The organism is Nitrospira sp. T9, from assembly GCF_052156535.1.
Classification (GTDB): Bacteria; Nitrospirota; Nitrospiria; order Nitrospirales; family UBA8639; genus Nitrospira_E.
Genome location: NZ_JBQKUP010000034.1, coordinates 298,606 through 317,500, shown reverse-complemented (window position 1 = coordinate 317,500; position 18,895 = coordinate 298,606). Strand labels below are relative to the sequence as shown.

The following is an 18,895-nucleotide window of genomic DNA, read 5'->3' as shown; positions in this document are numbered from 1 at the left end:
AACAGTGTTCCATAGGCGGGCAGAATCACCAGCTCTGGTGGTAACTGAGCATGCCCCAACACGACTGCGGGAATCGCCCCGAACATATAAACAAATGCCTCACTGCTTGGTATTGAGAGGGAGATCTCATACAGGAACACCATACTGCAGAAGACAATTAACGCCACCGTCACCACAGGTGTAATTTCAGTAGGATTATCATCCCGAAGTGGAATCATGGATGCACCATCAAAAAGATACTCTTTAAATAATCAGAATCGAGAGGCGGGAGAAAAATTAGGAAGACCGAAAACGGGGTTAAGAAAATTCTGACAATCCCCATCTAAAGCAATAGAGAACCCGGCAGCATGGGTATGTCCGCCTCCACCATATTTAGCTGCAATTTCAGCCACGGAAATCCCTCCGGCTTTGGACCGAAGGGAAAAATACCGGCGGCCATCTTTTTGATGCCAAATGAGACAAAATGGATGTTTCTCAGAAAGATGCTCCCCTATTTGGCTGGTTAACACGGCTGAATGAACGGCCGGAACCATATGTCCCGCGAACGAGACCATGGTGACTTCGGTTGCCATCTTTTCAACCAATGCCTTTTCGGATCGTAAAATACCTGTTCCCTCAACCTTTAATGTTTCAAATTGAAGGGACTCCCACCGTTCAAATCCAAACGGGTATGACGCCAGCGCCGCACTAATCTCCCGACTACCGGGAAGTTGCCAATGCCACAAATCCTTATCCTGCACATACTGGAGGAGCCAGGGAACCGGTTGCGTGTGGGCCCATTCCCATGCCAAGACCGCGCCACTTCGGTTCATATCGAAATATGCAAAAGGCAAATCCTTCAGAGAATCCTGGGCGGTAATATGATGATCTAAAATATAAAGACTGGCCACTTGATCTGCTAACTCCAATATGGTTTCGCGGTGATAACTAAAATCAACCATCACCACATGTTGGTTTTGCAATCCATCCGGAGGCGGATTCCCATGCTTAACCGCAACATAGCGAGCCTTCGGAAACCGTTTCCAGAGAGCCCACGCTGCGCCAAATCCATCCATACAATCGGCGTGATACAACACCACGTCCGGTGGATTCTGATTGGGCAATTCATCAAATTTTGTCATTGTTTTTGTCATGATCATCTCGCCTTTCGGGCTGAGCTTATCAGCTTTCAATAAATCCGGACAAACCCTCAATGCATTTTCCAAAATTCCTATAAAGCTAATGCTCGGGCATTGAGCCAATCAATGCATTGCCGAAGACGACCTAACTCTTTCCAATTAAAATGTAGCATCAGACGTGGCAGGTGTGAAATGTGGGGTTCATCCCATTCCTCGGGCAACGCCTCAACTTGCTGAAACTGCCCATCGGTCAAGAGGTCCGAAAATTCCTGGTTCAACTGGGACATCTGGGCCTGCGAGAGCTGTTGATGAATACGGATAACCATCGAATCTTTCACAATTCGTAGAGAATGGTACACCCGGAAAAATTGCTGAATTTCCTTCACCGCTTCCTCTGCAGAATACACGACTTTGAAGAGTGCTAAATCGGATCGATTAATAAATCCACGAGACAAGAGTTGCTGATCAAAAAACTCCATCAATTGCTTCCAGTAATCGCCCCCAGGGGATTCGATACACACGACGGGAATCGGGTGCGTTTTCCCCGTTTGAATCAGCGTTAACACCTCAAACGCCTCATCTAACGTCCCAAATCCTCCAGGAAAAAGGGCGACGGCATGGCTTTCCTTTACCAGCAATAATTTTCGCGAAAAAAAATACTTGAGATGTACAAGTTTTTTATCATCCGCAATCATCGCATTCGGGGCTTGCTCAAAAGGCAGCATGATATTCACCCCAAAACTATTGTCCCGACCAGCCCCTTCATTCCCGGCTTGCATAATCCCGGGCCCACCCCCCGTGATCACCATAAAGCCACGTTGACTGAGGAGTTTCCCAAGTTGGGAAGCCAGCGTATAGTTGGGATCATCCCCTGGGGTCCGGGCGGAACCAAAAATACTGACTTTCTTCATCTCGCGATATTGCCGAAATACCCGAAAGGAGTGGCGAAGCTCTTTTAAAGCTCGATGAAGAATTTTGACATCTATGACATCCGTATCCAAATCACGAAGCCCGACGACACTGCCGACCATTTCTTTTAATAGGGCCGTTCGCGCATCCGTATCAGGTCCTGTCCAAAGAGTTTTGATTTCGCGTACAATCTCTTCTTCCAACACAATGGTATTTGTCAAAGGTTTTGTATCAGATGGCGTTTTCAAAGTTGCATTTCTACGTAATGACATCTAATACCCTCCAAATTCATCAACGACAAAAACAAGTTATGTGCCAACTGGACTTTCCCAGAAGCTTCCTGTCAATAGTCGGTCCGCTGTGTCAGGATTAAAGGTGTAAGATTTAGATTCAAAGGAACACCTAGACGTTTTCGGTAAAATAAACCCGAAACTCAAGCACCCGGTTTCATTCCATAACTCATGACTCACTACCCTCAGACCAAATCCACACTATGGCGGGCTCTCCCTCAACCGATTATTGGATTGGCCCCCATGGATGGCGTCACTGATTCGGCTTTCCGCCATATAGTGGCAATTCATGGAAAACCTGATGTGGTCTTTACGGAATTTACCAACGTCCATGACATCTGTTCCGGTAGACTCAAGGCCCTCGATAGCCTGCGATACTCGGAAGCGGAACGTCCCGTCATTGCCCAAATCTATGGGAAGGAACCTGCTTTATTTTACCAAGCGGCCCATGTGGTCTGTGAGTTGGGGTTTGATGGGTTGGATATCAATATGGGGTGCCCCTCGAAAAACGTCGCGTCCTCCGGGAGTGGCGCCGGATTAATTCGCACTCCAAATTTGGCGCTGGAACTGATAGAGATGGCACGAAAAGGCATTCAGGATTGGACCGCCGGCCAGCCCCTAAATCAAATCGGAATGAAGCCCAAAGCAATAGAAGCCATTAGCCAGCTCCAGAACGACCTTCACCACGGCCCAATTCGCAAAGCCATTCCCTTATCCGTCAAAACCCGCATTGGCTTCGACCGGAACATGATCGAAGAATGGAGCGCCTGTCTTATCCAGGGACGCCCAGAGGTCATCTCCATTCACGGCCGCACGCTATCGCAAATGTATCGGGGACAATCCGATTGGGAAGCGATCGCCCTAGCCGCAAACCGAATCCAGCCGCATGGCATTCTTGTCCTAGGCAATGGCGATATTCAGAGTCTGGGAGAATCCGCTGCCCGCATTCGGGAATCTGGCGTTAACGGCGTGTTGATCGGCCGGGGCTCACTCGGCAATCCATGGGTCTTTCAGGGGACTCAACAGATACGAGAAATGTTGCAAACGGGACAATTCTGTATTCCACCGCAGCATGTTCCAAGCCTGGAAGAAACATTCAGGATCATGATCCAACATGCCTCCCTGTTTGAACGAGTCCATGGGCCAGAGCGTTTCATCCGCATGCGCAAACACTTAGGTTGGTATTGTTCGGGCTTTCCCTATGCTGCGGCGATGCGCGCACAACTCGTTCGTACCCATTCCACGACAGATGTGATCAATTTGGTCAACCAGTACCAAGTTCGTGCCCTAGGCAACCAGGACATGGAAACACCGGCCACCATCAGCACCTCCTAAATGCCCGATCCTCACCTCATCCTGGCATCCTCATCGCCTCGTCGAAAAGAACTGCTGACCCTCTTGGGGCTCCGCTTTGAAATCATTTCACCTTCAATCAATGAAGAAGTTCTCGGCCAGGAGTCACCCGCCAATCATGTACGACGTCTTGCCCTTAAAAAAGCCGAATCCGTGGCGAATCACTATCCCGACAGCCTCGTCATCGGCAGCGATACTGTTATTGAATTGGATGGTCAGATTCTTGGCAAACCGGCAAACCTTGAAGATGCCCACCACATGCTGACGAGCTTGCGCGGTCGATGTCATCTCGTCCATACCGGATTGGCCTTGGTAGCAAGGGCTAATGAGCGAAGAGAAATGTACGTTGAAACCGTCAAAGTCTGGATCAAGGACTTTTCAGATACCGACTTGCAGACCTACCTGAAGACTCAGGATAGCCTGGGGAAAGCAGGCGCCTATTCCATTCAGGGAGAAGGCGCGTTTCTGATAAAAAAAATCGAAGGGGATTATCCGACCGTCGTGGGATTACCGCTTGGGAAGCTAGCTCAACTTCTTGAGCAGGTTGGAGTTGATCTGCCAGTAAAGACCGAAGAAATATACCGGACAAAACCGTATGCGAATTGGAAGGATTTCTTATAGCGAGGTTTCGTCCCCGCATAAACTATATTGAGATTCCAGGGGAATAATGTCGGGGAAGCCGCAAACGTTGTTGTGGGTAGAATGTAGAGAAATAAAAAAAGGCGGGACTCGGTGAGTCCCGCCTTTTTCATAAACCCGTTTGCGAATTTGGGCTACATAAACTTCATAAATTTTTCTTTGGCCTCTTCCATCACCTGGGCCGTAATTTCCGACTGACCCCGTTCCTTGACCAGACGTTCGATTTCCCGCCGCGCCATAGGGCGAATAAAGTCGGGAATATTATCCAACCGTTGCTGCGCCTCCGGTGTCCACTTTATCCCTTCCGTGGAGGCGTTCTTGGAATCATCCATCACCTGAAGGGTCACGGTGGTAAAACCATTCTTCCGGGCATAGGTCTCTACGCTGCTTTTGACCATCGGCTGCACAAAAGATGGGAGTTTGGCCAGTTTTTCCTGAGCATCCGGAGTCCAAAGCAATTGTTCCGCGGCCTGAGGGGCTTGAGTTCCTGTGGCACCCGTTGACCCCAAACCCATTTGAGCAACCATGGCCGAAAACGGACATCCTCCGCCTTCCGAAGTGGCCCCCGGTGCACTGGCAGTACCTGGGGCACCCGAGGCCGCAGGATCCGCAGCCGGTTGGCCGCTCTGAATTTTCTCATTTAAATAGGCGGCCATCTGTCCCATGCCTGCCGAAACGTTGTCCTCTAGCCCGCCCCGGGTCATTTCCAAAGGTTTGGATGCTTCGGTTCTCCCCCCCAACTGGACGCCTAAAGAAGAGACCATCTGGGTTTCGCCGGGATTGGTCACCATCGAAAACCGCGATTGGCAGGAGGGGCATTCAAAAAAGACCCCAAGAGAGCCTTCAGCCGGTTTTTCGACTTTTTCAAAAGTCATATAGGTTTCGCATTTGAGACAGACAAATTTCATATCGCTTCCCTTCTAAACGTCGGCTAAGGCCAACGATCGCTTCGAGACGTTACACTTTCCCGTCTAAAACATGTTGATAATCCAACAATGTATGAACTTTTTTGGCAATATCCTGATATTTCGCCGAAGTAGGATTGTCCCCTCCCAGGATCGGTTCCCCCTTATCAAAGGTGCGGGCAAAATTCCGATCAAAGGGAATACGTCCTAAAAGAGGCAAACCCAATGCCTCACACATGGAATCGGTATCCCCCTCAAACAAGGGGCTTTCTTCTCCGCAGGAGGGACACCGGTACTGGCTCATGTTCTCGACCACCCCCAAAATCTCAATACCCAGTTCCTGGGCATAGGCAATGGATTTTTGAACGACATTCGAAGCCACCTCGGATGGCGTTGTCACCACCACCGCCCCCGCTAAATCAGGAATAAGTCCTGCCAAGAGGGGTGGCTTATCGGCTGCCGCCCCAGGGGGCAGGTCGGCCAGCAAATAGTCCAATTCACCCCACACCATGTCGGAGAGAAACTCCCGAATCACATTCATTTCGGTCATGCCCAACCAAACCGGGCTGAGGTCCATGGGACCTTTCCACCGGACCGGGGCGTTTTCTTGTAGGAGAAAATCCATCGACGCAACCTTGATATTTAATGGACCAGTCGGCGGCACCGCCCCTTCCGGAGTATCCAATAAGCCCTTTCCACGCATCCCCAGCATTTGAGGAACACACGGCCCATTAATATCCACATCCAGTAATCCCACCCGTTGACCCATCCGTGCGAAGGCCAACGCCAGGTTCACGGTGGTCATACTTTTCCCCACCCCGCCCTTACCGCTCATCACTACAACCTTGCGGCGAATACCTTTCATACGGGCCATGACCAGTTTGGTCTGGGCAGAAATTTGCTCCACCACCTTGGCATCGTCAGTATAATGGAGTTTATTCAGAATCGTTTTCAGATCATTTTGTTGACTCATTGTCTGCACCTAACTGTGAAAGGCAATAGGTAGAAACCAGAAACCACGGTACCACAGCATTTTTTCCAGCGTCAAACCAATCAAAATACCAACTCCATGAATTCCAGTAGGGCTGAATAGCCCATAGAGAGGCTCATTTCGGTGGGCAACGGAAAATGACCGGGAAGAAAGATCTGTTTGAAAATGGTTTAGGAAAAATCTTGAAGAAGGGTCACGCCAAGAAATCGCAATCGACGGAAATAATCACGGGTGGATTCAGATAATTCCGGGACAATAATTTCCAGATCAGCAAGGCAATCACGTAAGATTTCAATTCGTGGTTCATCAAGATGATGCTCCTCAAAGTAATAGGTCAAACATCCACCAATGACTGTATCTAACGTCATGAGTTGCCCTTCATGACTTCCCAACCCGTCTGGCCAATCGGTAGATTGATGAACCTGCCAGGTTTCGGACAATTTCTCACGGTCAAAATCCGTCATATGCCCTCATTGTCATCGTGCATTTGGCAAAAGTGGATCAGATTGTCCCCGCCATTCCACTCCCCTACAGTCCTTTTCCCCAGCCCAACGCATCTAATAGCAAGACAGAAAGGGCACATAACCCCAGCCCCCAGATGCGATAATCGACCACATCCCGTTCCAAACACCATTTAACGATCCGCAACCGCCAACGATCTGGTCCGGCATACAAGAAAACGCCCTTCGCGACCATACTTAGGCCCACGACCATCCAAAGAGGTTGGTAGGGCAGTCCTCTGGTTCCGAATAACAAAACAAGACCCAATAGGGCTGCAACGCCACCCCATTTTATAAACCCTGGCGCCACAATCAGCGACTGTCGCAGTGTGGCAATCATCCGTTCCGGCGCAACTAACAAAGCCACACCATCGGCCATCCACAACCCGGCAATAAAGAAAAGAAAAATGACCACCATGATTCAACCAAGCAGGAATAAGGCAATTTTCTCTGCCAAAAGATTCTTTGAAATTGCGCTTGAGAGACATTGGCAAGGCGCTATGGCTCACTTACAAATATCGATGGCCGGTTACCTCCCCTGATGCGTCCAATTCATACCATAATGGTGCACCCGTCGGAATATTCAATTCAAGCACACCTTCCTTTGACAAATGCTCTAATTGCATAACCAATGACCGCAAACTATTGCCATGGGCCACGACTAAGACCGTCTTATCTGCCAATAGAGCCGGCCGGATTCGATTTTCATAATAGGGAAGAACTCGTTCGGCAGTATCCTTCAAGCTTTCACCCCCTGGGGGAGGCACATCAAAGCTCCTCCGCCAAATTTTGACCTGGTGGTCGCCATATTTTTGTGCCGTTTCTGTTTTATTAAGCCCCTGCAGTTCTCCATACATCCGCTCATTCAACGCTTTGTTTTCCTCGATGGGAATCGTCGTCTGCCCAATTTCCTCCAGAACCAATCGTAGGGTTTCCTTGGCGCGCACCAAGACTGAGGTGAATGCACAATCAAATCGAAACGCCTTAAGTTTCTTACCCGCATCGCGGGCTTCTTGCTCCCCTTTAGGAGTTAATGGGACATCGATCCAGCCCGTAAAACGGTTTTCCAGATTCCACTGAGATTCACCATGACGAATTAACACCAACTGAGCCATCTAGTTCTCCTCCCTCGTTCCCTTTCGTGGTTGCCTCTTCAACATTGTTAGGTGACCTACTCTTGCTTGCATTGCTTCGCACCGAATCGTACCATGACCAGAAATTTTTTACCTTCTTTCGAAACGATATGGCCTCTGACGAGCATAAATGGGAACAATTCGCACGCTGGTGGACCGCTTTGGCTGGCCGACACGGCGTTGCAGATCGAACAGAACAGTTTTTCCGCCAAGGTCTTGGGCCGCAAAACGCCTTGGACCGAGCAGCTCAGGAAGGCGGTGATCTGGACTATATCCTATTTACACTCATCAGGCATTGGATTCCCGCGGTCCTTCCCCCCGCAGGACAAGAACGAACTGCAAAAAACGATTCCGACTATTGGTTGGAGTCGGAACGTATCCTCAAGGCTGCAGTTGGTCGCCTCAGGGAACTCAAGCCCGTCATTGATATGCTCACGACACCTAGTCCGCTTGATATGCCCACTGACGCCCCTCGATCAGAAGTTGAGGTCGAATTGGCCAACATGTTAGAGGGGATTGCAGAAGTGGTCGGAGAGTATGGAGGCCCCGATTATACCTCAATCATTAAAAACTTTGACCCGATTCCCCTTCGTCAAACACAACCATTTAAACACAACAAAAAACACAGTGCGGAATTGTGGGTGGTCTTTTTATTACGGGAACATTTTCGAAATTTGGGTTTGGGAAAAGATCGAGCTTGGAAGCTCATCGCCCAGCTTGTTGATGCCGCAAATATTTTCCAGTCAGACGATCAGCCCTCCACACCTGAAGCCCTTAAATCCTGGTGGACAAAAAATTGGCCCAGGACCTACACCCTCTTGACGGAAAAGGGCCAACAAGGGGATGCCAAATCTACTGCCTATCAATCTGATTATGAATGGTTTCGAGCGTGGTTCAATTGGCAGACCACCTCAAATGAATCCCAGATTCCTCCATCCACAAAAAATCCCAATTCTCTCTCTTAAAAGAATTTTTGAGAAGGACGTCCTTCCGTTCCACCAAGAGGATCCTGCACTGGAGGCCCTTGAACAATCGCCGCAGCCAATAGACCAAGCATCAACACATGCAGCACCACCCCTAACCAGAGAACGTAGGGTTGCACTCCACCCTCTTCCTGAATCAGGTGAGCACGGCTCGTATCATCAAGACTGGGCATTTCCATAATTCTCTGCACCTTGTCCTTCACATGCCAATAATACAAGTAATTCGCGCTGGCTCCTGCCAAAATTCTCGATACAATTCCCACCATCACATCCCCAGTCATAAAAATGGCGAGTGCCGGGGCAACAGCATATAACAACGCAAATAGATACATTTTGCGATATAAAAACCAAAGAAACGAATCAAACAACGCAGCGGGCCAGTTCCAACTTAGGACAAATCGTGGACCTTGAGGGGTTTCAATATTTTCAAATTTTTCCTTGTAGTACAAAAAAGCAGAGCGCCACACCCACCCGGTCTTGACTGAAAATTGAATGGATTTACTTGGACCGATGAACGTTTCCCATAATTGGGATTGAGTGGGAGGAGTCCTGGTCCCGAGTCTCTCAGGATTGGCCTCCGTTGGAGTCTCTACGGAAGGTGAACCAAGCGCTTGTCCACATTGCAAACAAAAGTTCGCGGTATCGGGATTCTCTTGTGAACAGGAAGGGCAAGGGCGCATAGTGGTCGTTTATAGCATCCCAATTACACCCACACAAGTTCTGTCTGGTATCAGAAGATCACTCGACAGCATCTGAATCCTTCTCACCCATCATGAAGACTTAGCATTGAACATTTCGACGCATTCTCACTTTTTGATCAAGCATGTTATACACCATACGCTTAAGATCACGAAGGGGCATTTCTGGATAATCGAGCTCATGTATGCTCCAGGATAGTCCACAATTGTGGCACTGCGCTGGAACATATGAAATCTGGGCCGGAACCCTCCCCACCAATCGCTTCAGGCACCCCCGACAAAATGGCCCTTGCACCATGAATTGGACTTGATCATCCTCTACATCTTCGTTCGGCACCACTCCCGTTTGAAACCAAATTGAATCGCTAAGCGTAAAACGAAGGCCTTTCCACATGATCGACCTGGGTCGAGGAACGGACCCGTCCATGTCAGAAACTGAATCCTCAAAGGGCTCAAGGCCATCAACAGAAAGTTCTCCTTTATGAAAACATTCTTGAAATTGCTGGAAGTATTCCCCGGCTTTGACTCCTAAAACCTTCCTGAAATGGACCTGCTGCTCCAGAAGATAAAATTTTGCTTGAATGGTCTTCAGCTCTCTAATGTCCACCACTCCTAACCCCGATCGAATACGATCAGAAAGTTCTTTCAGTATCTGGAGAAATGAACCATGTGTTTTCCGTAATACCCATAGTTGATAGCTCAGAAGCACAACGACTATCCATAATAGAATTAAGATCAATTCCATATCACCTCATCACATGTCTAGTTCTCGCAATGTCCATCATTGAAAAATTTTTGATTATCCTTCGATTCGTGTTTTCATGGCCACAGGCCCGTAGTATTTGTATACCATAATTAGGTTTTCTTGATGCTTGAAGGCCCTCATTTTGGACTGGACCATTTGCGTCATTTTCGCTAAGGTTTCATCATGCCCTATAGACCATTGTTCCCTTTTAACGCATTTTTTATTTTCTGTTGTCTTTTCGTGGCATTTCTCCATGGCAGCGACTGAAGATAGTCACTTAAAGCCTCCTCTCAACGAAGTTGAAGAGGACCGGGCACTTCTTCTCCACACACATAGGAACTGGAGACGCTCCCTGCAAGCTGGAATCAGGGAAAATGGACAAACTGAAGATGCCCAGTCTACCCACACCACTCCATCAAGTTCTCAAGATTTTTTTCAAATTGACCTCCGGGAGGCCGATTTCCGCCACCAGGATCTTCGGAATGCCAATTTTCAAGAAGCCTACCTTCCCGGGGCGAATTTTGAGGGAGCGAACCTGCGTGGCGCAAATTTTCAAGGCGCGAATCTGCGAAGTGTCCGTTTCAGAGGTGCCCAGTTAGCCTGGGCGAATTTTTCACAAGCCGATCTTATATGGGCGGATTTCCAACAAGCGGAACTTCAAGGAACCGATTTCCAAAATGCGACGCTTCGCGGCGCCACCTTCGTTCGTGCACAAATTCAGGGGGGGATTTTTTTTTCCTCGGACTGCTCTTGGGCTGATTTTCAGGACACTGACCTGCATGGGAGCGATTTTCAGCAGGCCAATCTCAATGGAACAACCTTCCTCAATGCCCAGACAACCGGTGCTAATTTCCAAAATAGTCTTGGTTTTTACCATTCTCCAATGACGGACTCTTCACCCCCCTCAGGGGATCCTCTTTTCCCTTAAGAGGCTTTCAAAATATTGTTCCATTCGCAAATCAGTCGCCTACTTGGTTCGACATCCCACGTTTACGAAAAGTATCAGTCCTCCTAATCTAAGGCTGGACCGGATGGTTGAAAAAAATTACGCAAGACCACATTCCGTTGGGGTTCACGCAATTTGGCCAATGCCCGTTCCTCAATTTGTCGAATGCGTTCTCGGGTCACAGAGAATTCAAGACCGATCTCTTCAAGAGTAGCATCTTCAAGCTCTCCAATACCAAAGCGTCGCCGAATAATATGTGCCTCCCGAGGCGTTAAAGTCCTTAACAAGGAAGTCACTTTTTCCTGGAGATCCACCCGTTCCGCTGAATAACATGGAGAAACGGCTGTAGGATCTTGCAAGAGATCAGAGAGCGGCGAACCATCTTCATCGCCCATGGGAGTTTCGAGCGACAGAGTCCCTTTTGTCGCTTCCAACATCGTGGACAATTTATCCAATGGGATATCCACCGCGCCGCTGAGCTCCTCCAATTTCGGTTCACGCCCCAATTGCACCGCTAAACGGTCCAGCGTTCGTCGCACTCGAGTCAGCACATCACACACGTGCACCGGTATCCGCACGGTTCTGGATTGATCGGCCAATGCCCTCGTTACCGCCTGCCGAATCCACCACGTCGCATAGGTGCTGAACTTATAGCCTCGTTGATACTCAAAACGGTCCACTGCACGCATCAGGCCGATATTGCCTTCCTGTATGAGGTCCAGTAAATCGAGGCCTCGATTCACATAACGCTTGGCAACACTAACCACCAGGCGTAAGTTTGCCTCCAACATCGCCTCCTTGGCGAAATGCAGGCGAATTTTAGCTTGATCCAATTGCCGAACCCGTGCGAGAAATTCTGAAAAGCACAGGCGCAAAACTTCTTGCTCCAAATATACGAGGTGTTCTCCAGCTTCCAGGGTGGAGCGATGTGAACCTGAGGTTACCTCAACCCCAGGGGTTGTGGCGGGTAGAGAATTGCGACCCACCTCACGTGTTCGCTCATCTCCATTAAAAATATCTTGAGGGGATATTCCTAATCGTTTCAATACTTCAGTGAGTTGGCGTTCGGTTGCCCGTATGCGGCTTTCCACCTGTTTGGTAAATGCAGGATGCCAATTCACTCCTTCAAGACTTTGCCATAATTTTTTTCGGGCTTGCATCGAGGCCGAAGTGCCTTGCTTGCATGCGGATGTATTTTCCTTGGCCATCATGAATTGAACACAATGACAAAGTTGGCTCAGTTGCTGAATTACCCGTTGACGAAATTCTTCATCCTCCTGCTGTTCGGTTTGAATATCCAATTTGTCAGGTTCTTCCTCCGGTTCAGTCTCCACATCACCTTCTTTTTCCTTTTGAACAATATGTTTTGCCAGGATTTCGCCATTCAACAACCGCATACGTTGTTCTTGTAGATAGTCCAAGGTCATAGGGAGTGAGTATAGAATCTCCAACATACTTCGCCGGGCTTCCTCAATTTTCTTGCACAAACGCACTTCGCCCTCCCGGTCAAGTAATGACACTTGCCCTATTTCCTTTAGGTATAGGGGAAGTTGCTTGTCACTCATTCCTGACGAACGGTCCACTTCAGAAGAGCCGCCGCCGGACAAGACAGGATGACGGTCCTGTTTTTTCACTCGTTTAATGGAACCATTCCAGGAAGGTTTCTGCTCCGATACCGATGGGCTCATAGCTGATCTCCCTTCAATTGAACGTTCTCAGATCATCTGACCATGTGGTTAAGAGGCATTGGTACCCCGTGAACCTTATTGGTCACCTGCGATGAATCAGCAAAGGGAGTGCCACTGGAAAAGCTTTGTCGCATGCTGCACATTGATTATCGTTAATGCTGACTCCTTTCCAATAATGAGGAACATAATCCCTTTAAGATGAAAAAACGTCGAGCCGGCTTACGACCTCTGAGGGACATCAAGACAAAGAATGGTCAGTATCTACGTTTTTCTCGTTTTTTCCTGTAATGTTTTGTCAAGGAAGCTGACAAAACCTTCAGCAGCCTTCTCCAAGCCTTTACCAAAAAGTCGAAAAAGGTCTGAAATTTTTCACCATTCACAGGTCTTCAAAGAAGTGGGGACGAGGAAAGAGATTCTTGGCTTGGGTATGGGATTTTGTTACAGTCCGCGCGGTTTATCTGTGAAATAGTTGAAGTTATTCCACATGACTGAAACGATCTGCGTTCCAACAATCGGATTGAAGTGGACCGGCCCGATATAAATCTTAAAAGAAAAGCCTTTGGCATGAGAGGAGAAACGATGCGATTGTCCATCTGGGTAATTCTATGCCTCGCGGTAGGACTGGGTGGATGTGCGGGAAAGTCCAAATCCACGAAGACCCAGGATGGAATGGAAACCGGACCCGACATTCAAATCGCTGAATTTGAGGACGGACTCAACGCTGAAGGCGAAGCAAATGAAAATGAATTCTTTGATCCTTTTGACGAGTCTGGTGATTCGCAGAATAAGGACTATGATCCGTTTGAACCTGTCAATTCTGCCGTTTTTGAATTTAATTACCGGCTGGACAAATACGTGGTGAAGCCGGCTGCCAAAGTTTACGATTTTTTCATTCCTCCCGATGTCCAGCAAAGCTTCTCAAACGTGTTTCAAAATATTCGATTTGTCCCGAGATTATTGAACAACATTTTTCAAGCAAAGTTTCAGGGAGCTGGCATTGAGCTGAGCCGATTCCTTATCAATTCCACCCTTGGGGTCGGAGGATTGTTTGACCCGGCGGGAATTATGTTCGAGTTAGAAACTCCGCAAGAGGATCTTGGGCAAACCTTAGGAACCTATGGTGTCCCGCCTGGACCGTTCCTCATGATTCCTCTCCTGGGCCCCTTCACCTTACGAGATGGCATTGGATTCATCGGCGATTCCTTCCTTGACCCTTTTAACTGGCTAGTCCTGCCCTTTATTGAAATCGCTGACGCTCCGCGGTTGGTCCAACACGATATGACCGTCACCTTTTCGCGGCTTGGAATGGTTGCCGGCGAAACGGTGAATCTCCGTGCCCTCACGCTGGAAAAATTTCAAGGCGTTGAGGAAGGCACGCTCGATTTGTATGGTGCCGTCCGGAATGGGTATCTCCAGCAACGGCTGAAGGCCATTCAGGAATAGTCATCTAGCCCATCATCTTGGTCCTCGCAGCAACCACCACTCTAAGATTTTAGAGACACATGAATTTTCTTTTCCTCCGCTGACTTCTATCCATAGCACCGAAAACTTTCCTCTCGCAGACAGGAGAGAAAAAAACGGGTATCATACCCAAAGAAGAAACAGTTTCTTCGCGATAAAACTTTTCATTATGCACAACCAGCAGAAGTCCCAACTACCGACCTCCAGTCATCCCCCAACGGGTCGACTTTTGTTGACCACCGCAGCATTTGTCGTTGTTGTGGCTGGGATGCGGACAGCAGAACCAATCCTGGTCCCTCTTATTGTCTCAATATTTCTTGCCATTATTAGTGCATCACCTGTTTTTTGGCTTCGACAAAAAGGCATACCTTTGCCATTGGCGGTGTTCGGTGTCGTCCTAGGAGTTCTCAGCGTCGGGGTTGGGTTTATACTGATTATTGGAACCTCCCTGGATGACTTCTCCGAAGCCATTCCACGCTACCAAGCTCGATTGACTCAGGAAATCGAGCCCATGATCCATTGGATTCAGGAGTTGGGTTTCCAACTTGATAAAGGCATATTACTGAAATCCATCGATCCCGGTGCTTCAATGAAGCTCGTAGCCAAAATGTTGTCCGGGTTGGGAAATGTGCTCACAAACTCTTTTTTAATTTTCCTCACCGTCATTTTCATTTTGTTTGAGGCGTCCAGCTTCCAACAGAAAGTAAGGACCGCCTTCGGAGATCCAAAAGGCACTTTCTCCCAGGCTCAAAAAATAACGGACGCCGTCAACAATTATTTAGCTATCAAAACCGTTGTCAGCCTTGGAACGGGTGTGATTGTTGCGTTGTGGGTGTGGGCCTTAGGAATTGATTTTCCCCTTATCTGGGGCCTTCTGGCTTTTTTGCTGAACTTTATTCCAAACCTCGGGTCTATCATTGCAGCAGTCCCGCCAATGCTATTGGGATACATTCAATTCGGCATTGGACACCTGTTGCTGGTAGCCGCAGGGTATGTAGCCGTCAACTTGATCTTCGGTAATGTAGTGGAACCTAAACTTATGGGGAGGAAGCTTAACCTTTCCACTCTTGTTGTCTTTCTCTCCTTAGTGTTTTGGGGGTGGGTGTGGGGACCGGTTGGAATGTTGCTTTCTGTTCCCATGACCATGGTGGTGAAAATTGCATTGGAAAGCAGCCCCTCGACCCGTTGGATCAGCATCTTGTTAGATTCTGAGGCCTCCGCTGCCCAATCCGTAAACAATAATTCTCAGGAGCCTCAACCGGATGCTTCTTCTTCCGAGTCAAAACATGCCGGTTCGGTTTCCCTCCATACCTGAACCATACAAGCTAAGGAAGCGCTGCGTCCCCCGTTTTCCCTGGGTTGACCTCACGCCATGCAATTAGTCATTTATCACACAACAAAACACATCACCTTCTACACAGACACAACAGTCAGATCTATCATGGTTGTACGTCAATCCTGGCAGGCTGTTTGCCTAGTGACCCCATCCTGAAAATATCACAGATTCAGATGCCAAAATGGCTACAGTTATGAATTCGAAACAGGTATCAAAAATTCTGTTAATCCAGGCCCTGGAACAATCAGACCCACAAGGACGATACATCTCCCACTCCACCAGACAGCGAGCCAGCCAACACGCAAAAAAAAGCTCGCCCCACGAACTACCCTCATCAGCAGAGAGCTCTATCCAATTTTTCACCAATCGAGCGGAATCTCTCTGGAATTCTCTCTCCACTTCTTACCCCATGATCACGGAATCGTTTCGAGGCGCTCAGGCTACAATTCCATATACCATCGTGGCGATACCGGCCTTTGCTGTCGGCCTGTTTATCAATGGGCTCGGAACGACTCAACGAGTCAATCTCTTAAACTTTCCACTCTTGATTCTGCTTTTGTGGAATATGGGAACTTATGCGGGTACCATTCTGTCGCCGCTTGTGAGAAAAGATCTAACCGGGCCACTTCTCCGTCACCTGGCCAAAGGATTTGCCACCGTGGCGGAATGGTTGGGGAAAGGACCATGGCCAAAAATTGCTTTAACTGGAGGTGCGGAAAGAGAATGGATTCTTCAATCTTCCGAACGATTTATGAACCTGTGGTGGAGACACTGGCATCCCGTCATTATCAGTCGCGTTCATCATCTGCTGCATATTGGATCAGCCTGTCTGGCGCTAGGGATCATCCTCAGTATGTACGTCCGTGGACTAGTTCTAGATTATCAAGCCACGTGGGAAAGCACCTTCTTATCAGCAGCACAGGTGCATACGGTCTTATACGGACTTTTGGGACCAGCAGCCTGGCTCCTGGGTTTTCCCTTTCCATCAGCTGAAGACATCGCTCGTCTTCAAGCTCCCGGCCAAGGCTCTGCTGCTCAGTGGATTCACATGTGGGCACTGACGGCCTTTGTGAGTATCGTCATACCTCGGGTAACCCTGGCCTGGCTATCCGCACGATTCGCACACAAAGCCGCGAAATCCTTCACGCTCCCTCTCGATGAGCCGTATTATCTGCAGTTGCTGAGTACTGAACGCGGACAAGGCATCCAAATTGACATTGTGCCCTATAGCTATCAACCCTCTCCGGCCGCTTTAGATTGCTTGGGACAATGCCTCCTGGATCTCATTGGCAATCAAGCGACCTTGCATTGGAGAGACCCACTTCCTTATGGACAGACATGCGTTACCTGGTTGAAGGCAACCGCCTCACCTCAAACGGTAGTTCTTCTCTGTAATTTGGCGCAAACCCCTGAAGCGGAGGTGCACGGCGAACTCTTTCACATGGTTCAAGCCTCAATTGAATCCTCTAATGGACAACATCACTTACTCCTTGTTCTGGACCAGGAGCCCTATCGGCACCTTGCTGATCAGACACAAATGAGAGAACGTCAACAAACCTGGCAACGACTCGCCAACGACTACCATCTTCAAATCGTGGCCTTCGATGCCAAAGATACATCCTTCGACCAGCTTCTGGAGAAGGCCCAAGCTGCTTTGTGGCCTCCCAAAAGGTGAGATGACATGATAACACTTTCTTCTATCACGCTTTCACTCATTTCCCATACCAATATCGGGAAGACCACCTTGGCCCGCACTCTATTGCGTCGCGACGTCGGACAGGTGCTCGATCAGGCCCATGTCACCCTTCAAAATGAACAATTTGTATTGCTGGAGACTTCTGATGGCTCCCGACTCAACTTGTGGGACACCCCAGGCTTTGGTAATAGCCACAAGCTTTTGGATCGCCTTCAAGGACTCAGCAACCCGATTGGGTGGATGGTGTCTCAAGTCTGGGACCGTATAGCAGACAAACCGTTTTGGTGCAGTCAGCAAGCGATCCGTAATGTCAGGGATGAAGCCGACGTGGTGTTATACCTCGTCAATGCGACAGAAGACCCATCCATGGCGGGCTATCTTCAACCTGAACTCGATCTCCTCACTTGGCTGAATAAACCCGTCATCGTGTTAGTGAATCAAACCGGTCTAATTGATCCACAACAACAGCGACAATTGGAATCCCTTTGGAAACAACACTGGGTTAATCAACGCGTCATTAAAGACGTGATGAGCTTGGACGCATTTACGCGTTGCTGGGTTCAGGAAGGTGTGCTATGGGATCACGTCACTCAAGTCCTGCCATCGGAAAAACACCCCACAATGGAAACATTAGGAAAGGCCTGGTATGCCACCCACCGGCAGATCTTTGATACATCCATGACCCATCTCACTCAACTCTTGATCGAGACCGCCTTGGATGGAGAATGCCTTCCCCAAGAACCGACGGGGTTCTCAAAAAAGCCGCAAATCAAAAATGCGATTCAGGCACTGGACCAACGTTTAGCACAACGCATCTCAGGCGTCACCGCAGATCTTATTGAGGTACATGGGTTAACCGGCGATGCCGCGCACACACTCAAATCAAGGATTGAAGATGTGACCGTGCCAGGTGAAAAAAAACCGTGGGAGGAAGAAACGTTCTGGGGAGCACTGGCCAGTGGCGCGGCAGCCGGATTGGCTTCGGACTTAGCCACCGGAGGACTCTCTCATGGCGCGTTTACCATTGGAGGAGCGATCCTTGGAGCATTCGCCGAACGGACCTATGCCAAAAGTCAGGAAACAGGCAATTCCAATCGGATTTCCTGGGTCCCTGCCTTTCTTGACCGGCAAACACGGGATGCCTTGTTACGCTATTTAGCGGTGACCCATTGCGGGAGAGGACGGGGAGATTACACGGACCCAAGAGAGTTTCCCGTTTTTTGGCAACGCGCCGCCGAAAATGTTCTTGAACAACAAAAAGACGTTCTACACCAAGTGTGGAAACTGGCTCGATCGCCGCAACCCACCATCGCAACGACGGATCATCTCCAGGCCAAACTCGTTCTTCTACTCTCAAGGATGAGTCAGGAAATTTTAGGCCAATTTTATCCCGAAGCCAAAGGCTGGTTAGAAAAATCTCCGGGCTAGCATCTTCCGTGTATCCGGTCCCCCCCTTTACAAAATTATCGAGTCCATAAAGGGGAGAAAAAATGTTATGGCTTTT

Annotated in this window: 19 protein-coding genes (1 of these 19 cut by a window edge); 8 read left to right on the top strand and 11 right to left on the bottom strand. The window is 48.8% G+C overall.

Annotation, left to right across the window (positions count from 1 at the left end; translation table 11 throughout):
- The 3 genes from ACTRXD_RS10025 to ACTRXD_RS10015 form a co-directional block, all read right to left on the bottom strand.
- On the bottom strand, positions 1-218 hold the start of the coding sequence (locus ACTRXD_RS10025) for a rhomboid family intramembrane serine protease (RefSeq protein ID WP_442431671.1). The gene continues 499 nt to the left of window position 1, outside the view; the window shows 218 of its 717 coding nt (coding positions 1-218); the start codon lies at positions 216-218; its stop codon lies beyond the left edge, outside the window.
- A gap of 33 nt (positions 219-251) precedes the next feature.
- The gene (locus tag ACTRXD_RS10020; protein WP_442431670.1) at positions 252-1,133 is read right to left on the bottom strand and encodes a DHHA1 domain-containing protein; all 882 of its coding nucleotides are present in this window, start codon (positions 1,131-1,133) and stop codon (positions 252-254) included.
- 77 nt (positions 1,134-1,210) lie between these two features.
- Complete coding sequence (locus tag ACTRXD_RS10015; protein ID WP_442431669.1) at positions 1,211-2,299, bottom strand: TIGR00730 family Rossman fold protein; 1,089 nt, start codon at positions 2,297-2,299, stop codon at positions 1,211-1,213.
- Between the two features lie 189 nt (positions 2,300-2,488).
- Between ACTRXD_RS10015 and ACTRXD_RS10010 the strand changes: the two genes are divergently transcribed.
- Together ACTRXD_RS10010 and ACTRXD_RS10005 are read left to right on the top strand one after the other, a co-directional pair.
- Positions 2,489-3,652, top strand: a complete 1,164-nt coding sequence (locus ACTRXD_RS10010; protein ID WP_442431668.1) for a tRNA dihydrouridine synthase — start codon at positions 2,489-2,491, stop codon at positions 3,650-3,652.
- Positions 3,653-4,291, top strand: a complete 639-nt coding sequence (locus tag ACTRXD_RS10005; protein ID WP_442431667.1) for a Maf family protein — start codon at positions 3,653-3,655, stop codon at positions 4,289-4,291.
- Positions 4,292-4,443: 152 nt separating this feature from the next.
- On the opposite strand, the gene ACTRXD_RS10000 is transcribed toward ACTRXD_RS10005, so the two are convergent.
- The 5 genes from ACTRXD_RS10000 to ACTRXD_RS09980 form a co-directional block, all read right to left on the bottom strand.
- Positions 4,444-5,217, bottom strand: coding sequence for a PCP reductase family protein (locus ACTRXD_RS10000; RefSeq protein WP_442431666.1), 774 nt, complete (start codon positions 5,215-5,217; stop codon positions 4,444-4,446).
- 49 nt (positions 5,218-5,266) lie between these two features.
- Entirely contained in the window at positions 5,267-6,187 is a 921-nt protein-coding gene (locus tag ACTRXD_RS09995; protein WP_442431665.1) for a P-loop NTPase, read from the bottom strand.
- A gap of 188 nt (positions 6,188-6,375) precedes the next feature.
- Positions 6,376-6,669 (bottom strand): hypothetical protein, encoded by a 294-nt coding sequence (locus ACTRXD_RS09990; protein ID WP_442431664.1) that lies wholly within the window; start codon positions 6,667-6,669, stop codon positions 6,376-6,378.
- 64 nt (positions 6,670-6,733) lie between these two features.
- Positions 6,734-7,123: a hypothetical protein gene (locus ACTRXD_RS09985; RefSeq protein ID WP_312645356.1), complete on the bottom strand. Its 390-nt coding sequence runs from the start codon at positions 7,121-7,123 to the stop codon at positions 6,734-6,736.
- A gap of 91 nt (positions 7,124-7,214) precedes the next feature.
- Entirely contained in the window at positions 7,215-7,820 is a 606-nt protein-coding gene (locus ACTRXD_RS09980) for a 2,3-bisphosphoglycerate-dependent phosphoglycerate mutase (RefSeq protein ID WP_442431663.1), read from the bottom strand.
- 62 nt (positions 7,821-7,882) lie between these two features.
- Between ACTRXD_RS09980 and ACTRXD_RS09975 the strand changes: the two genes are divergently transcribed.
- Positions 7,883-8,803: a hypothetical protein gene (locus ACTRXD_RS09975; protein ID WP_442431662.1), complete on the top strand. Its 921-nt coding sequence runs from the start codon at positions 7,883-7,885 to the stop codon at positions 8,801-8,803.
- On the opposite strand, the gene ACTRXD_RS09970 is transcribed toward ACTRXD_RS09975, so the two are convergent.
- A complete protein-coding gene (locus ACTRXD_RS09970) occupies positions 8,800-9,501 on the bottom strand; it encodes a DUF2628 domain-containing protein (RefSeq protein ID WP_442431661.1) in 702 nt (233 codons plus the stop codon). The genes ACTRXD_RS09975 and ACTRXD_RS09970 overlap by 4 nt on opposite strands.
- A gap of 100 nt (positions 9,502-9,601) precedes the next feature.
- Positions 9,602-10,264 (bottom strand): hypothetical protein, encoded by a 663-nt coding sequence (locus tag ACTRXD_RS09965; protein WP_442431660.1) that lies wholly within the window; start codon positions 10,262-10,264, stop codon positions 9,602-9,604.
- Positions 10,265-10,517: 253 nt separating this feature from the next.
- Between ACTRXD_RS09965 and ACTRXD_RS09960 the strand changes: the two genes are divergently transcribed.
- Complete coding sequence (locus ACTRXD_RS09960) at positions 10,518-11,192, top strand: pentapeptide repeat-containing protein (RefSeq protein ID WP_442431659.1); 675 nt, start codon at positions 10,518-10,520, stop codon at positions 11,190-11,192.
- Positions 11,193-11,275: 83 nt separating this feature from the next.
- Here ACTRXD_RS09960 and ACTRXD_RS09955 read toward each other — a convergent pair whose 3' ends face one another.
- Positions 11,276-12,898 (bottom strand): sigma-70 family RNA polymerase sigma factor, encoded by a 1,623-nt coding sequence (locus ACTRXD_RS09955; RefSeq protein WP_442431658.1) that lies wholly within the window; start codon positions 12,896-12,898, stop codon positions 11,276-11,278.
- A 579-nt stretch (positions 12,899-13,477) separates the two neighbouring features.
- Here ACTRXD_RS09955 and ACTRXD_RS09950 point away from each other — a divergent pair.
- From ACTRXD_RS09950 to ACTRXD_RS09935, 4 genes are all read left to right on the top strand, one after another.
- Positions 13,478-14,341, top strand: coding sequence for an MlaA family lipoprotein (locus ACTRXD_RS09950; RefSeq protein ID WP_442431657.1), 864 nt, complete (start codon positions 13,478-13,480; stop codon positions 14,339-14,341).
- A 187-nt stretch (positions 14,342-14,528) separates the two neighbouring features.
- Positions 14,529-15,674 (top strand): AI-2E family transporter, encoded by a 1,146-nt coding sequence (locus tag ACTRXD_RS09945; RefSeq protein ID WP_442431656.1) that lies wholly within the window; start codon positions 14,529-14,531, stop codon positions 15,672-15,674.
- Between the two features lie 214 nt (positions 15,675-15,888).
- Positions 15,889-17,370 carry a DUF2868 domain-containing protein gene (locus tag ACTRXD_RS09940; RefSeq protein WP_442431655.1) on the top strand — a complete coding sequence of 494 codons (1,482 nt, stop codon included), beginning with the start codon at positions 15,889-15,891 and terminating at the stop codon, positions 17,368-17,370.
- A gap of 6 nt (positions 17,371-17,376) precedes the next feature.
- A complete protein-coding gene (locus ACTRXD_RS09935) occupies positions 17,377-18,819 on the top strand; it encodes a DUF3482 domain-containing protein (RefSeq protein WP_442431654.1) in 1,443 nt (480 codons plus the stop codon).
- The last annotated feature ends 76 nt before the right edge of the window (positions 18,820-18,895 follow it).